This is a genomic window from Pseudoalteromonas sp. TB41 (assembly GCF_000497975.1).
Lineage (GTDB): Bacteria > Pseudomonadota > Gammaproteobacteria > Enterobacterales > Alteromonadaceae > Pseudoalteromonas > Pseudoalteromonas tetraodonis.
Window position 1 is genome coordinate 49427 of sequence record NZ_AUTH01000106.1, and the last position, 16701, is coordinate 66127.

Below are 16701 nucleotides of genomic sequence, written 5' to 3' on the forward strand. Positions count from 1 at the left end.
TTCCTTCGCACTCGAATTAAAACTTTGCGATTATGTTCGCACGTTCAATGTTACTAAGCATGATTAAATGCTCCGCACCATCGCTAGATAGTGTGATCATATCGCTGCTAACTGCTATTAAGTCGCCTTTAAAATTACGGCGACCATCTTGTGGAAGCTTAGTACGCACGCGTACTTCCTCTCCTTGCGCCTGCTCGTAGTGATCTTGTTTGAATAATGGACGATCAACACCAGGAGACGACACTTCCAAATCGTATTCGTTTGTAATTGGGTCTTCGACGTCTAAAATCGCACTAATTTGACGACTTGCATCGGCGCAGTTGTCAACTGAAATCCCATCCTCATGAGCAATGTATACTCTTAAGGTAGAATGGCGACCCGCTTGTACAAACTCAAGCCCATGTAATTCAAAGCCTAACATTTCTACCGCAGGCGTTAACATGGTTACTAAATCTTGTTCAAGTTTTGTCACGAAAATCCTCCATACAAACAAAAAAAGGGCTTATAGCCCTAAAATACTGAGTTTAAATTTTGATTTAATCGATAAACATTAAATCAAACGGTGCAGATACAACAACGCCCCGAACCAAGCGGGGCGTCACACCAAAAAACGCAAAACTGTGTGGCCTATGGCCAAGCTTGGTTGCGAGTCAGTACCCTGACCAAATTAAACTTCATTAGCTTAAACGCAAAACGCGCATTACTTAGAATGCGCGATATAAAGTAGTAAGCATAAACCTACTATTAAGATTGGTTGCGGGAGCCGGATTTGAACCAACGACCTTCGGGTTATGAGCCCGACGAGCTACCAGACTGCTCCATCCCGCGCCAATAGATAAAAAGTTAATAACTTAATATCGCTGTTAGTAAATTTTATAACCTACTAAACAATGGCCGCTATTATAAAGATGTACACCTAAATTAGCAACCACAATAAGTAATAAGTTGATAAAAAAAGCAATGCTGTTTATTGCTTTGCTCTATGATTAAAACGACATGTAGAAATCGATCGCTTTTTAAAATACAGCGTATAAAGATAATTTTGGCTCATTATGAAAAAATTCAAAACCTTAAAACTAATTTTAGGTGACCAGCTAAACCCCGCTCATTCTTGGTTTAAAGATAAATCCGATGACACCGTGTTTGTTATTGCCGAGCTCATGCAAGAAGCGCTGTACGTAAAGCATCACGTGCAAAAAATATCAGCCTTTTTTAAAGCCATGGAAAACTTCGCTAACGCCTTAAAAGATGCCGGCTTTAACGTGTTGCATTTAACGTTAGATGACACCAAAGACGATGATAACTTACCCGCTCTTTTAACTCGATTAGCTAAGCAGCATGAATGCACCTCAATTGAATATCAATACCCAGATGAGTACCGTTTAAAAACACAACTGCACGACTTTGCCACTAACAGCGAATTAGCTGTGACTGCCTGTGACAGCGAGCATTTTTTATTAGCCTACAGCGACATAGATAAACGCTTTAAAAAAGATAAGCACGTCACTATGGAGCATTTTTATCGGGCAATGCGTAAGCAGTTTGATATTTTAATGGATGATGACAAACCTCAAGGTGGCCAATGGAACTTTGATGCGAATAACCGTAATAAGTTTTCAAAAAGCGATTTAGCCGATATCCCCAAACCCAAATTATTTAAAAATGATGTTAGCACCATCATTGAGCGTTTAGATAAACATAAAATAAAATACTTTGGGCAAATAGAAACCCAATTAAGCTGGCCAACAACCCGTAAACAAGCAATAAACGCACTTGATCACTTTTGTGCACATTTACTTCCCCGCTTTGGTCAATTTCAAGATGCGATGACAGATCAATGCCCTGATAAAGATACCTTTTATCACAGCCGGTTATCATTTGCGTTAAATGCCAAAATTTTACATCCTCGCTATGTTATCGACCGTGTGGTCAAAGAATACCAACAACGCCAAGATGAAATATCTATTTCTCAGGTTGAAGGCTTTATTCGTCAAGTACTGGGTTGGCGCGAATATGTGCGTGGTGTCTATTGGAAAAACATGCCCGATTACGCTAACAAAAACCAGCTTAATGCAACCCGTGCACTGCCACGTTATTTTTGGAATGGTAAAACAAAAATGAACTGCCTAAGCCACTCATTAACACAAAGCTTAGACAGCGCGTATGCCCATCATATTCAACGTTTAATGGTAATAGGTAATTTTTGTTTACTAACCGCTATTAACCCTGATGAAGTGGATGAATGGTATTTGGGTGTTTATATCGATGCTATTGAATGGGTAGAAATGCCTAACGCGCGTGGCATGAGTCAATTTGCTGACGATGGCATCATTGCTACCAAGCCTTATGCGGCTAGCGGCAACTATATAAATAAAATGAGCGACTACTGTAAAAGCTGCCAATATAAGGTGAAAGAAAAAGTAGGAAAAGACGCTTGCCCTCTAAATAGCCTCTATTGGCAATTTATGCAAACACACCGAGAGCGGCTTGAAAAAAATCCACGAATAGGCATGGTTTATCGCAATTGGGATAAACAAGATGAATCATTGCGCCAAGAAACCTTAGAGCAAGCTAACAACTATTTAAATAATATTGAAAAGCTTTAAATATAAATGCCGTCAATTGACGGCAGCATTCTTGATAGTTAATATTAAAGTACCAAAATAGGTAATATTGTTAATTAAATGTTTAATTTATTTGTCATGTCAGTGTAATGAGCTTATTTTTTAATAGCACCTCTTACTCCAGACTATGATGAGAATAAAATGAAAAAACAATTAATGGCAGCGACACTTTTATTGCTCGGTACAAGCCAAGCTCAAGCTTTTAGTCAAGAAACTCACAAACGTATTGTTCTTGATGCCGTAAATTATATGCAGCAACACCCAGCCAGCACCGAATATGCTGCCCTACGTCAGTACGCTGCACAAAACAATCTGACAATCTCTGAATTAGCGGAGCTGCTGGGACAAGCTGCTTATGATGTAGATGACTTTGAAGACACCTTTTTCTGTGGTGCTATTACAGGTTCATGTGTTCAAGCGCCAGTATGGGGAGCAGCGCAAAGTATAGTTAAATATACAAGCTATTGGCATTTTCAAAATCATACCCAAGGTGCAGACCACCATGGAAACGATTTTGGTGGTTATAATTATGAAAAGCTCACCGTTTGGGGCACTATTGATAATCTTGCATCTGCTTGGCTTAAAGGTGACTATCTTGATGATGGTAAAGGGGGAGAAACAGGTTGGTTCAATGCCGATTCTTCAAAATATAACAGTTATGGTGTGACAGAATCTCACTATAGAATCGATAGCAACTCAACCTATTCTATGTACGATGACTTTGAAGAAATGCCATTTCAACCTATCGATAATTTAGGGCAATATTGGTATCAAAGTTACTTACAAAGCGGCAATCCCCAAGTATTAGGGTTTGTGTTCCATACTACTGACTTATTACAGCCTCACCACACGTGGACCACATCAGATCTAAATCATTCTAGCTGGGAAAGTTGGGTAAACGATTACTATGACCAAGAGCAGCTCAACGATTTATCACTCGTTACTCAAGCAATGCAAACGTTCTCGCCTTTAGATAAAAATAGCCAAGATGTTCGCCCATTATTAACTCAAGGCGGTTCATTTTCTTATGCACAAGGTGGGATTGTACTCAACTCAGAAGATCATTTTGATCGCCTTAATATAGCTAAGCAGGTCGTGCCCCATGCAATAGCAATGGTGGTGCACTTATTAAACCACGCCATGGTTGCTCGCTAATGAAAAAAATGGCTATTTTAGTGATTACATTACTAGGTGTGTTTTACCACTCCCTAGTAATGGCATCATTTACACAATACAGCAGTGATGAAATTAACTTTATGCATCGTGCTTATTTAAAGCACAACCCTGATATTACAATCAATGAAGTTAGAACTCGTCTGTATGAGAATCAATTTTTATTACAACAAGCTGCGCTAAAAACACCTGCGATAATAAAACGACAATCTGCCGTTGGTTTTAGTACTCAATACCATGTTGAACGTTACTTAAAAAATCTGTTCGATTCACAATTAGCTATAAGCGCACAGTCAAGCCCGATAAAGCTTGAAACTTATGATAACCAATGGCTTAAACACACATTAGGGCCCTACCCTAAAAATGGCCAGTATGTGCAAAGCGCCATCAAAAAAATGCAGCAGTTTGATTTAACCCCTCTTTTGTATAACGCTATTAATTTATATGAATTTGTCGATGCACTATCAATGCAGGTACGCTTTAAACTCCACGAAGGAGATAGTGAACTATTCAAAAGTGAATTAATAAAAAAACGGCAATTCAATATAGCGTTTTCAAAAGCCAAACCGATTTTGGCAAAACAGAATATTGATATTGAACATCTGTATGAAATAGCTAAAGGAGATATTCTGCGCCCCTCCATTCAAAGCTGGCTAGGCATAAATACAATGATGCATATGCAAAGCCCCGTTCTTGAAAAACTAGAGAAACAAGTAAACAAAAACGAAATTAAAGCGTTTTATCAAGCCAGTAAATCGCAGTTTAAATTTTTAAGCCACGTAAAAGCACATGGAGCTCAATTTGCTCATCGAGCCAATGCTGTAGGTTTTCGCACCTTGGCCGGTAACAAAACGCTAAAACAAGCATTAGTAATATCAGGAAAACAAGATATATATGCTCAATACAACAGTGAATTAAACCGTAAAAACAAAAGTAGCTGGGTTGTACAACTTGCGTTCACAACTAAAGAAAACACTATTTCTCCTGTTATACGTACACCCAGTGGTGAATGGGTGGTGATACACAGTTATGAGCATCAGTTTGAATACTTTTCGCCAAAAGATGAAACCGTTCGATACCAAGCAACAAAGGCCATCGCAAAACAAAAAGCGGTACAACAGTATGAGGATACTTGGCTCAAGTGGCAAAATAAGACAGGAGTAATTTTATGAGCAAAAAAGTTTTCGTTTCTGTTGTTGTAGCTTGTGTTGGTATGTACGCACTTTTTACTCAATATACTAGTAAACCAACGATAAAGAATATTGATTCCCTTAACCAAGCTAAAAGTGTTAAGCAAATAACGTCACTTGAGCTGACTACTGCTGACATGACCCAAGAGCTGAAAAGCACGCAATTAAACACGGTTACAACTAACAATACGAGCCCTCAGCCTTTGCCACCAATAACCTCTCCTGCCTATTTACCCAACATAGTAAAAAATACTCAGCCAGTTGCTCAGTACAGCGGTGATTTAAATAATCACCAGGCATATCAAGATTTCCACCTTGAACAGCAAAGACAGCTAGAGCAACGTTTTGTTATTGCTGCACAAGCCAAAATATTAAAACTTGAAGAATTACTGGCTAAAGGCCGACAAAAAAAGCTTTCACAAGAACAACTGCAAGTTGCGATAGATAAAATTAACGCTTTAAAACAAATGCAAATAAACTTAAAAGACTAACAACGCAAAAAGCCGCCAAATGGCGGCTTTTCACAGGGAAAATACATGTGCTAGCTTAACTATTTGCTTTCTAGCATATTGCCTGAGCCAATCTCGATTTTACGTGGCTTAAGCGCTTCTGGGATCTCACGTTCAAGGTCGATGCTTAGTAAGCCATTGGCTAAGTCTGCACCAAGTACTTTAACGTGGTCGCCTAACTGGAACTTACGCTCAAAGTTACGCTCGGCAATCCCTTGATGAATAAATTTGCGCTCATCATTTTGCTCTTTACCTGCTTTAGTGCCTGATACAACCAAAGTGTTGTTTTCAGATTGTAAGCTTAACTCGTCTTCACTAAATCCAGCGACTGCCATAGTGATACGGTACTTGTCTTTATCAAGCGCTTCGATGTTATAAGGAGGAAAACTTGGCTGCTTATCAGTTCGTGCAGCGGCATCCATTAATGATGCTAAATGATCGAAACCAATGAATGAACGGTATAGGGGTGATAAATCTACTGTACGCATAATAATATCCTCATATTTAAGCGATATATTGCTGCTACTTTTCGTTTGAACAAGTAACGGCAAAAGTTAATTAATAATATAATTTTCAAATAGTTCTGATTTACTGAAGACCCATCAGGCGTCCTCAAATAACTATTTATGGGCGGGCAATTTTATTTCAAGATTTTTTTATAAAATATTTTTATTTTTTTACAGGCCCTAAAAAAAGCGAACGCAATAATCGTTTTTTTGCACTGTAATAAAAAATGAAATTAGTTACACTAGGGTCAACTAATTTGAGGAGAGCGTTATGTTAACAGTAATTTTTGGCCGTGAAGGCTGCCCTTTTTGTGTTCGCGCTAAAGATGTTGCAGAGCAACTTGCTAATGATCGCGATGATTTTAAATACCGCTACATCGACATCATCAAAGAAGGTATCAGTAAAGAAGATTTAGAGAAGTCTGCAGGCAAACCATGCCCAACCGTACCGCAGATTTTTGTAGACCAAACTCATATTGGTGGATTCACTGAATTTGAAGCTTATGCTAAAGAAAACCTAGGCCTTTACCAGTAATTTTGTAGACAGAGTGTTAACCAGCTCAATTAACGTACAATTGAAGCTGGTTAAATTTCGACCAACATCAAACACATATAAATTAGTTGTAATTTATACAAGCATTTGCCTCGCATTTCCTATACAATGCGCGCCTCTTTAAATTCGTTGAGGCGTATTAATGTCAGAACCAGTCACGTTTGAATCTCTAAATCTTTCTCCTGCAATTTTAAAGGCAGTTGAAGAGTTGGGTTACAAGACACCATCTGAAATCCAAGCTCAATGTATACCGTTATTGCTAGAAAGAAAGGACGTACTGGGACTAGCACAAACGGGTACAGGTAAAACAGCAGCATTTGCACTGCCATTACTAAATAATATTGACCCGTCTGTGAAACAGCCACAGATCCTTGTACTCACACCTACCCGTGAGCTTGCGATCCAAGTAGCTGAGGCATTTGAACAATATGCAAAACACACTCGTGGTGTTGAAGTATTGGCACTTTATGGTGGCCAGAGCTACAGCATCCAGCTGAGCGCACTTCGTCGTGGCGCACAGATTATCGTTGCTACACCAGGTCGTTTAATCGATCACATAAACCGTGGCACTATCAAGTTTGATGCTTTACAAGCCCTTGTACTTGATGAAGCCGATGAAATGCTACGTATGGGCTTTATCGATGATGTAGAAAGCATCATGGAAAAAACACCGCGTGAAAAGCAAACATGTCTTTTCTCTGCGACTATGCCTAAGCAAATTCAAAACATCAGCAGCAAATATATGAATAACCCTGAACAGGTTCATATTTCTGCGCGCAACTCAACTGTATCATCAGTTGAACAAGTGTTTTGGAATGCACACGTACATAAAAATAAAGCGATTGTTCGTTTCTTAGAAGCTGAACAATACGAAGGTGCTATTGTTTTCGTACGTACGCGTAACGATACAGTGCAACTTGCTGAGTTATTAGAGCGCGAAGGTTTCTCTGCAGCGCCACTTAACGGTGACATGAACCAGCAAGCGCGTGAGCGCACGGTTGATCGTTTAAAAAGCGGCATGCTAAACGTTGTTATTGCAACAGACGTAGCGGCACGTGGTCTTGATGTAGACCGTTTAAGCTTAGTTATCAACTACGACATTCCACAAGACTCTGAAGCCTACGTTCACCGTATCGGCCGTACAGGTCGTGCTGGTCGTACTGGTAAAGCGATTCTTTTCGTTAAGCATAACGAGCGTTATTTACTTAAAAATATCATTCGTCATACTAAATCTGAAATCGCACAAGTTGAATTACCTACAGCTAAAGTTGTTGAAGAAAAACGTATCAATGCCTTACAAGAAAAGCTTACGCTTGCGCTTGAAAACAAAGATATTACTTTCTTCAATGAAGTGGCTGCCAACATGGCACAAAAACTTGAGCTTGCTCCTGAAGACTTAGCGGGTGCGTTACTGTGTTTAGCACAGCAACAATCACCAATTAAAGTTGAAGAAGTTAAGATTCAACCGCGTGAGCGTAACGAACGTAATGATCGTAATCCTCGTAGCAATGACCGTGGTCGTCGTAACGAACGCCCTGAACGCGGTGGTGAGCGCGCTGAGCGTAAACCACGCGAGCGTAACAGCCGTGATGCAGGCCCTATGGATACATACCGTATCGAAGTAGGTCGTGAGCATGGTGTTCAGGTTAAGAACATTGTTGGCGCAATTGCTAACGAAGCAGACATTTCAAGCAAGTTTATTGGTGACATTCGTCTTCACGACAGTCACAGTACGGTACAATTACCGCAAAACATGCCTAAAGATGTACTTGATCACTTCCAGAAAGTGTTTATTTGTAAACGCCCAATGGGTATGACATTAACACAAGATCAAGGCCCTTCTGAGCCACGCGGCGAGCGTTCTGAACGCCCTGCTGGTGACAAGAAGCGTAGCTTTAATAAAGATGGTCAACGCCCTGATAAGCGTAGCGGCCCTCGTAAAGAACGTCGCCCAGTTAGCTTTACCGCTAAGTAAGCAACGACTCTTTAGAAAAAAAGCCTTGGCATGAAAGTGCCAAGGCTTTTTTGTGTCTAGAATTCAGCTATCTGCTTAATTTCCGTAACTTGAAGCCGCAAGTCAGTATTAGGCACTTAACTAACAGATTGAATTAAAAATATTTTTTTGTTTTCTCTAACCAGAGATTGCAGTGAAAACAAGGCGAAATTACGCGTCAATAGCTAGCCTATTGTAAGTAAATTCAACGTAATTAGCGTTGAAAAAGCTGATTGAGATAGCTTTATTATCCAAAACTCAGATTACTTAATGTGTATAAACATGTTTTCTTTGATTTTTAAAACAATAAAATTTATGTAAACTAAGCAAAGGCTATAATTCATGGACGAATTAAAAATTGAAAAGAAATTACGACAACTTACTCTTTGTAGTAATAATGTTACCTATTTTATTATGCATAATTATTCCTATTTTAATGGACTTTACAGATCCACCATTTATCACAAATGAAATATACGACGTTATTTTCTTTATAGCATTCCCTATTATTTGTGGCGCATCATTCATCTATTTAAATATACTTGTATTCAATAAATATAGACGCTGCAGTAAATACAGAGAGCACCTTAAATATAGTTTTTCAGATACAAAAACGAAATTATCATTAATATTCGCGTACCCATTAATCCCTTTGTTAATCTATGCAAGTCTCTATTTTTTATTCTCTGCCCCCATTAAATTATGGGCTTACTACACGCAAGGCGACTATTGGTATAAGGAATATATCCTAACTGATGTACAAAAGTGTGGTTCTGATTATGAAGATAGTTGTACTCGTTTATATTTTAAAGATCCTAAAACAAACGAAACTCATGATTTTAGATGGTACGAAGATAAGTCTACAATAATCAATAACAAAAACGATTATGTTTATATTCTTGGTGAGGCCAGTTTGTTTGGCTATATAGTGAGAGATTTAGAAAGGTAACTTAGACTTACTTTGAATATTACAGCACTTTTATATAAACCTCACTCGAGTGAGTGAGGTTTATGAATCAAGATTTAAGTTAAGGCGCTACTGCTGGGTACACGTAGCTGGCATCAAGCCCTAATGGGATACCTAGTGCCCAGTAGCCTAGCAAGAAGATACTCCAGCCAATCATAAAGGCGATTGAATACGGTAGCATCATCGCGATAAGCGTACCTATGCCTGTGCCTTTAACGTATTTTTGACAGTACACCACAACTAGTGGGAAGTATGGCATGAGCGGGGTGATAATATTAGAGCTAGAATCTCCCACACGGTACGCCGCTTGCGTTAAGTCTGGCGAAATACCGAGTTGCATTAGCATAGGCACAAATACCGGACCTAATAGTGCCCACTTAGCCGAACTTGAACCAACAAATAAGTTTACAAAACCAGTTAAGAAAATAATCCCTACGACCGTTACAGAGCTCGGTAACTCCATTGCTTTTAATACTTGAGCCCCTTCAATTGCCAGCAATGCACCTAGGTTTGATTTACTAAATGCAGCAATGAATAATGAACAAAAGAATGCCATAACAATGTAATACGCCATACCATTCATGGCTTTGCTCATTGCATCTATCATGTCTTTAGAGGTTTTAAAGGTGCCTACGGTAAAACCATATACTGCTCCAGGGATCCAAAATAACAAAAATATCAGCGGTACTATTGATTGCATTAGTGGTGAGCTAAAGTTTGTTAAAGAGCCATCGCTGCTGCGCATCGCTGAATCAGCTGGTGCAGATACATATGCTAATAACGCAATACCTGCAATCATTACGGAACTAGCAATAAAAAAGGCGCGCTTTTCGTCACTGCGCGCATCTTCAAATGCTGGTAGGTCTTGAGTTTCGCCATCAACGGGGGAATTTTTTAAACGTGGTTCAATAATTTTATCAGTGATATACCAACCTAGCATCACAATAAATAAACTTGATGCTGAAGCAAAGCCCCAGTTATTAAGCGGGTTAATGCTCATTGTTGGATTAATAATTTGTGCTGCACTTTGCGTAAAGCTTTGCAGTAATGGGTCAATTCCAGATGGAATAAAGTTAGCCCCAAAGCCACCACTTACCCCGGCAAATGCCGCTGCAATACCGGCAAGCGGATGACGACCTGCTGCAAAAAATATTACCCCAGCAAGTGGAATAACCAGCACATACCCTGCATCGGTAGCCGTATGGCTCACAATAGCCACTAAAATAATTGAGGGTGTTAGTAATTTTCTAGGCGTTACTTTGAGCATTAATTTAAGGCCGGTATTAATAAAGCCCGAATGCTCTGCAACGCCCACACCTAGCATTGCAACCAGCACTACACCCAGTGGTGCAAAACCGGTGAATGTTTTTACCATAGAAGATAAAAAAGTGGCCAACGAATCGCTGGCAAGCATGTTATTAATGATAATGGCTTCGCCAGTACGAGGGTCTATTGCATCAAATGTGACGCTTGAAAACCACCAAGACAAAAACCAGATTAATAACATGGCAAACAAAAAGATAATTGCTGGATCAGGCAGCTTATTACCTACCCGCTCAACAAAATTTAAAAATCGCGCAACTATGCCCGTTGGCATTGTCGCATCATTATTGTTATTCATTTCACTTGTTCCCTAGAATTTAGACTGTGCTACTTTAGCGTATCTAAGGAATGAGGTAAATTTTAACTGAATAAACAAGTTCTTTTTTAGGCACAAAAAAAACGCGGCTCAGTGGCCGCGCAGTTATAAATGAATAAAAAAGCTTATGCGAGTGCTTTTACTTCATCCCATATTCTTACTACGAGTGCTTTATCGTCTTCATTAAGTTCGCCATTGCGATAGGCTTTTACTAGGCTTTTTTCAACGGTGTCGTTTAGCTCAGTAATTTCTAAATTTAGCTCCTCAACTTGGGCATACCCTACCGCTAAATCAAAGTGACCACGTAAATAACCGCCGGCAAATAGCTCATCATCAGTGGCTTTAATCACTAAGTCATCAAAATATTGCTGCGCAGCATCTATGTAATTTACTAAACTCATGTGTTACTTCTCCTCAAGGTGCAGCCCATCTTGATGACCTACTGCATACATAATATGGTCGTTAAACCCACTGGTTACACGGATATAACCGCTTAATTCATCATCTAACTCGCTATCGCCGGTATCACAAATTAGCGGTCGGCCATTTAAAGCCTGTAATTTTGTTTTAGTAGCCACAACAATAATATTATCGCGGCCTATCGCTTTAATTAACGCAGGACTGAGTTGTTGATTACCTCGACCAAAAATATGCCCTTGACCGCCAATTAGAGTGATCACTAATTTTGTCTCACGCCCTGTCGTAAGTTCAAGTAATTGTTGAGCTGTTAAGTCTTGGCCTACTAAAGCTTGATCTTCAACTAAATCAACACCGAGCAGCGTATTCTCAAGCCCCATTTCTTCCATCACCGCGCCAACGGTAGAGCCACTGCCCATTACATAGAGGGTATCGGCATCCATTTCACTGACCACATAAGCGGCAATATCAGCAAGTACCAATTCATCGGTTTCTTTACCGCCATTTTTAACCGCTTGTACATAGCGCACTTCACTGGGTACTTGCATTTCGCCATAACGTTTTGCTTTTACTGTTCCTTGGCGAAAAGCCACTTCATCAATGTCCATGACATCGGCATCGCTTAATGTTACCAGCTCACCTTTTACCAGCATTTCAACTACACGGCCTGCGGCTTTTGGCGTTATGGCATATACTCCAGAGTGAATTTTACACCCTGCAGGAATGCCCAACACAGGTACAGAGTCTTCTACCGCATGGCAAATATTACGTGCAGTGCCATCACCACCAGCAAATAAGATTAAATCTACACCTTGTTGCTGTAATAAACGAGCTGCCGCTTCGGTATCGTCACTGGTTGTGGGTGAGTTACTTTGATAAACCACTTGCGTATTAAAGCCCAACGCTTTTGCTGTTTGCTCCCCCATTTCATTATTAACAGTATAAATAGTAATATTTGACTGATGAGGTACAAGCACTTCAAGTGCAGCTTTAGTGCGGCTATTTGATTTAGGCTCAGCGCCTAATGCAATGGCTTTAGCGGCGGTGTCTTCGCCGTCACTGCCTTTTAACGCCACGCTACCGCCCAATCCTGCAACCGGGTTTACAATCAGTCCTAACTTAAACTGCATCTTTTAGCTCCTCGGGAGAATGCCATGAAAACTGCGCAGCATTTAAAGGCCACGTTGTGTTATAAAATTTACACAGTGCTTTTAGTAACCTTGTAGTACGTGGGTTAAATTCGTCTTGCAGCAGCTGTAATAACTTTGCATGTACACGCGATTGAAACGCAAATCGACAGGTTTGTTCACCATTTAAATTATCTACCGATACGTTAAAATCAAATCCCGCGGCCACACTGAGCGCCCACTCTATTGCTTGGGGTTTTACCTCTACAGATTCAAACTCTGCTTGCTGTGAAGCATCGCGCCCGTCGGGGCAATACCAATAACCATAATCTTCAACTAAGCGGCGCTGAGAACCTGCCACTAACCAATGGGCTATTTCGTGCAGCGCACTGGCGTAAAAACCATGGGCAAATACAATTTGATGATAAGGCGTTGTATCATTTGCGGGAATGTAGATAGGCTCGTGCTCACCTTTTACCAAACGCGTATTATAGCTTTGGAAAAAAGTGTGTTCGAAAATAGAAATTAAATCCGCTATTTGATGCATAAATATTTCGTATACTCGTTTGAACCCGATGCTTTACAGCCATATAAAACTAATATAAAGCGCACTAAAAACGAGGCGAATTGTACGTACTTTTCTGCACAAAGTAAAAAGCTAGCAATTTAAAGCGATGTTCACATAAATCTCTTTAAGTTTACACACGCTGAGTCATGCTCATTGTTGTTATGACAAGTATTGAGAGATATCTACCTCATCTATTTGTTCAGCACTGAGGTAGCGTTTAGCGTAATCAAGATAAATACCTGAACTTAAAAACAGTTCAAACACGGCTTTATCAACATGATGATCGGCCACCATTTTGGCTAATATACTCATCGACTCGCTGAGTGTTTTTGCCTTTTTATAGGGCCTGTCGGCCGCCGTTAGGGCTTCAAAAATATCAGCTAGCACCAATACTCGTTCTGGTATCGATAAGTCATCCGCATTGAGTTTACGCGGATAGCCTGTGCCGATTAATGTTTCGTGATGGGTAGAGGCATAACGCGGGACACGCTCCAACTCTTTAGGGAACGGCAGTGTATCGAGCATACGTATCGTACTTATCATGTGCTCATTAATTTTAAACCTATCCTCTTTAGTAAGAGTGCCTCTTGAAACTGTTAAATTATAAAGCTCCCCTAGGTTATATTTATATTTACATGGGGCAATTTTAATCCCTAAACGCTCATCATATTCAATCGGCTTATCATGAGGAATTAAGTGCCAAGGTTTATCACTGAGTAATTTTTCTGTGATGGGAAGCGTGTCACCCGTCCCTTCATAGCGATACATTTCTACTGGTGAAAGCCCCAACTTATCGTCAAAATGACGCTGCCAAGTAATATTACTCAACGCAGTTAAACGCTCAAGGGCAGCTTCTGTGATTTTTTCGCCGCCAATATTACATTGTGCAATAAAAGCAAAGTCGTCCAGCAACTGTTGCTGTTTAGCTGCCAACTGCTTGGTTAAGTCGAGCTGATTTTGAGGACTGTGTTGCAATGATTTATAGTAATCAAGTTCGGCATCTCGCCAAAGTACCTCAAAACGCGTTCTAATTTCATGAATACGATTATAAATAGTCTCCAGCTTAGTGCCTTTATCAACTATGTGCTCTGGAGTGGTTATTTTACCGCAATCATGTAGCCAAGCGGCTAAACTAAATTCTTCAACCTCATCATCATTTTTAAACTTAAACCCTTTAAAAGCGGGTAACTCTGACTCTGAAGCGGCCTTAGCAAGCTCAATACCGAGTTCAGGTACGCGCTCGCAATGCCCCGCTGTATAGGGAGATTTATCATCAATGGCTTGTGCTATTAACTCGATAAACGACGCCATGAGTGCTTTTTGACTGTCTTCATGTTGCTGTATCGACTTACTCATATCAACCATAGAGTAAGCTAACGTATTAATTTCTTTAATATGACTTTTTAAAGTCGAGACTTGTTTAAACTGCCGATTTTTAATTTTATTGTTTTCACCCACCAGCGTTTTAATAGGACCGACAATGGGGGATGCAAAAAACCACGACACTGGTAACATCATAATTAAGCAGGCAACCGTAATTATTATTGAAAGCTTTATTTTTTCTCTTGTGGAGCTCAATACATCTTCTTTAGAAACCATAATGGCTAAATAGCCCGTACTAGCTAGCGCTAAATAATCAGATAGTGGCTTAATAAAAACATACTGTTCTTTACCATTAATGTTCACTAACTGTAGCTTAGAGAAGTTACTATCATCATCCAATAAAGTGATTAATTGCTCATCAGGAACAGTGCCTACAATTTTTGATTTTTTCCCTGAGTTAGTATTGAGCCATTTATCACTAAGCTGTTGTTTAAATTGCAGAGGAAGTTGCGTGGCGGCGTAATCAAACAAAGCTTTTAATTGTGCGTCTTGGTTTTGAAACAATAAATGGTAGTCATTTGAAAAAAGCGCGGCACTGTCTTCATCAAGCGGATTGTACTGGATCCCCTCAATAAAAAATTGCTGCTGTATATATTGCAATACGGCTTTGCTGTCTATTCCCGCATAAGTATCACCATTGGCAACATGCATTAACAACGCCTTTGTGTTGGGAACTTCCACGAGGTTAATTTCTGGAAATTGCGCTCGTAATATTTTTACAATTGACCAGCCCTCTCCCACCGCAACTGACTTACCAGCAAGTTGCTGCATATGGGTAATTGGTGGATTGTTTTGTTGATTAACAATACTCAAAGGCAAACTTACCATGGGTGTGCTGAGCATACCCAATGCATTATTCGATGCTGTATTAAGTACCGGATGAATCACATCTATCTGCTTATTTTCAAATAAATTAAGTAATTCTTGCCAACTGAGTCCATTAATATAATTAACCTTAATACCCAACAGTTCAGCAATCGCATTTATATATTCAACACTGTAGCCTTTAGGCTTACCACTGACACTAAAATCCATAGGTGCCCAATTGGTTTCATTTGAAACTGTGATAGTAGGATATTTGGCAACTATTTTTTGCTGTTGCTCATCCAGTACCAACCGATTTAGCCTTGCCTCAACCGTTGAGCTAAAGGGCTGATTTGATGCAATAATTTCTCCTTCTCGGTTATAAATAAGTAACTGTGTTGAGCTGTGCATCTCCAAACGCTGTTGCTGTTCGATTAAATAATTAGACATGTTATCAACGATAATCCCTAAGCCAAGCACATGGTTTTTACCTGCTATCTTAATCGAATACGTTTGCCCAGAGGTTTGTAAATGGGTAAATAGATAAGGCTTGGTTTTGTTTACTTGCTGTGAGTTTGCTTGCTTAAACCATGCTTGCTCGCGGGGATCAAAATACGTCGGTTTTTTGGTTTTTTCTCTTAAGCTAAATGACGCATCAAAATAAAGCGTTTGCTGTATTCTTTGCCCTTCTTCAGATTTTATTTGAATAACGACCCAGCGGTCATTATCAGTTGCACCAAGGCGCTGACGAACCATCGCACTACTTTCAAGATTAATAACCTCAAAAAAGTCACCATTGTTATAGCCCATATAAAAAGCATAAAACAAAGGGTTCAAATCCATCATTTCACTTAATACATTTCGTAGCTCTGTTTTATCTGAAAGGTTTTCACCGACTAACGAGGTGTTTTTTACCATCATATATAAAGTATTTTCAGATTTTTCATTAATGCGTGTTAGGTAATCAGCAACCGATTGAGTGGTCATATTAAAGTGTTGCACATTCGACTCGAGCGCCATTTTTTCACTGAAATAATACTGTAAGCTCGTGGCTATAATAGCGGTAATAGACGTTGCCAACACAAATACTGCCACAACCGTCAAACGAATAGAAAAGCGTACTGTTTTTGTTAACTTTTTAAGCGCTTTAAATATCATTGAACGTTCCTTGCGACACTTTTAAAAGCAGTAAATATACGTCGTTGAAAATTGCAATTTAGCAATATTCAAAGCCTATGAAGTAAGTTA

General features: G+C 39.6%; 13 protein-coding genes and 1 tRNA gene. 6 read left to right on the top strand and 8 right to left on the bottom strand.

The annotated features are described in order from the left end of the window. Positions 1-16: 16 nt before the first annotated feature. Complete coding sequence (gene rimP, locus L641_RS0118925) at positions 17-472, bottom strand: ribosome maturation factor RimP (RefSeq protein WP_008114543.1); 456 nt, start codon at positions 470-472, stop codon at positions 17-19. Positions 473-751: 279 nt separating this feature from the next. Continuing rightward, positions 752-828: transfer RNA gene (locus L641_RS0118930), tRNA-Met, on the bottom strand. A gap of 224 nt (positions 829-1052) precedes the next feature. Between L641_RS0118930 and L641_RS0118935 the strand changes: the two genes are divergently transcribed. The 4 genes from L641_RS0118935 to L641_RS0118950 all read left to right on the top strand — a co-directional run bounded on the left by L641_RS0118935 (position 1053) and on the right by L641_RS0118950 (position 5478). Further along, the gene (locus L641_RS0118935; protein ID WP_024602789.1) at positions 1053-2606 is read left to right on the top strand and encodes a cryptochrome/photolyase family protein; all 1554 of its coding nucleotides are present in this window, start codon (positions 1053-1055) and stop codon (positions 2604-2606) included. Between the two features lie 159 nt (positions 2607-2765). After that, complete coding sequence (locus L641_RS0118940; protein WP_024602790.1) at positions 2766-3779, top strand: phospholipase; 1014 nt, start codon at positions 2766-2768, stop codon at positions 3777-3779. Continuing rightward, positions 3779-4969 (top strand): peptidylprolyl isomerase, encoded by a 1191-nt coding sequence (locus L641_RS0118945; RefSeq protein WP_024602791.1) that lies wholly within the window; start codon positions 3779-3781, stop codon positions 4967-4969. Before L641_RS0118940 ends, L641_RS0118945 begins: the two co-directional genes overlap by 1 nt. Then, the gene (locus tag L641_RS0118950; protein WP_016899449.1) at positions 4966-5478 is read left to right on the top strand and encodes a hypothetical protein; all 513 of its coding nucleotides are present in this window, start codon (positions 4966-4968) and stop codon (positions 5476-5478) included. The genes L641_RS0118945 and L641_RS0118950 overlap by 4 nt, the downstream gene beginning before the upstream one ends. A 59-nt stretch (positions 5479-5537) precedes the next feature. On the opposite strand, the gene L641_RS0118955 is transcribed toward L641_RS0118950, so the two are convergent. Further along, positions 5538-5984 carry an Hsp20 family protein gene (locus tag L641_RS0118955; protein WP_016899448.1) on the bottom strand — a complete coding sequence of 149 codons (447 nt, stop codon included), beginning with the start codon at positions 5982-5984 and terminating at the stop codon, positions 5538-5540. 289 nt (positions 5985-6273) lie between these two features. Here L641_RS0118955 and L641_RS0118960 point away from each other — a divergent pair, with 289 nt between their 5' ends. Then, complete coding sequence (locus tag L641_RS0118960) at positions 6274-6537, top strand: GrxA family glutaredoxin (protein ID WP_008114535.1); 264 nt, start codon at positions 6274-6276, stop codon at positions 6535-6537. A gap of 160 nt (positions 6538-6697) precedes the next feature. Beyond that, positions 6698-8530: a DEAD/DEAH box helicase gene (locus L641_RS0118965; RefSeq protein WP_016899447.1), complete on the top strand. Its 1833-nt coding sequence runs from the start codon at positions 6698-6700 to the stop codon at positions 8528-8530. Positions 8531-9576: 1046 nt separating this feature from the next. On the opposite strand, the gene L641_RS0118975 is transcribed toward L641_RS0118965, so the two are convergent. The 5 genes from L641_RS0118975 to L641_RS0118995 all read right to left on the bottom strand — a co-directional run bounded on the left by L641_RS0118975 (position 9577) and on the right by L641_RS0118995 (position 16611). Further along, the gene (locus tag L641_RS0118975; protein ID WP_024602793.1) at positions 9577-11136 is read right to left on the bottom strand and encodes an AbgT family transporter; all 1560 of its coding nucleotides are present in this window, start codon (positions 11134-11136) and stop codon (positions 9577-9579) included. A 143-nt stretch (positions 11137-11279) separates the two neighbouring features. Then, positions 11280-11555 (bottom strand): YfcL family protein, encoded by a 276-nt coding sequence (locus tag L641_RS0118980; protein ID WP_024602794.1) that lies wholly within the window; start codon positions 11553-11555, stop codon positions 11280-11282. Between the two features lie 3 nt (positions 11556-11558). Further along, the gene (locus tag L641_RS0118985; RefSeq protein WP_024602795.1) at positions 11559-12701 is read right to left on the bottom strand and encodes an ATP-NAD kinase family protein; all 1143 of its coding nucleotides are present in this window, start codon (positions 12699-12701) and stop codon (positions 11559-11561) included. Further along, positions 12691-13245, bottom strand: a complete 555-nt coding sequence (locus tag L641_RS0118990) for an elongation factor P hydroxylase (RefSeq protein WP_024602796.1) — start codon at positions 13243-13245, stop codon at positions 12691-12693. The genes L641_RS0118985 and L641_RS0118990 overlap by 11 nt, the downstream gene beginning before the upstream one ends. Positions 13246-13425: 180 nt before the next feature. Further along, a complete protein-coding gene (locus L641_RS0118995) occupies positions 13426-16611 on the bottom strand; it encodes an HD domain-containing phosphohydrolase (protein ID WP_024602797.1) in 3186 nt (1061 codons plus the stop codon). Positions 16612-16701: the final 90 nt, after the last annotated feature.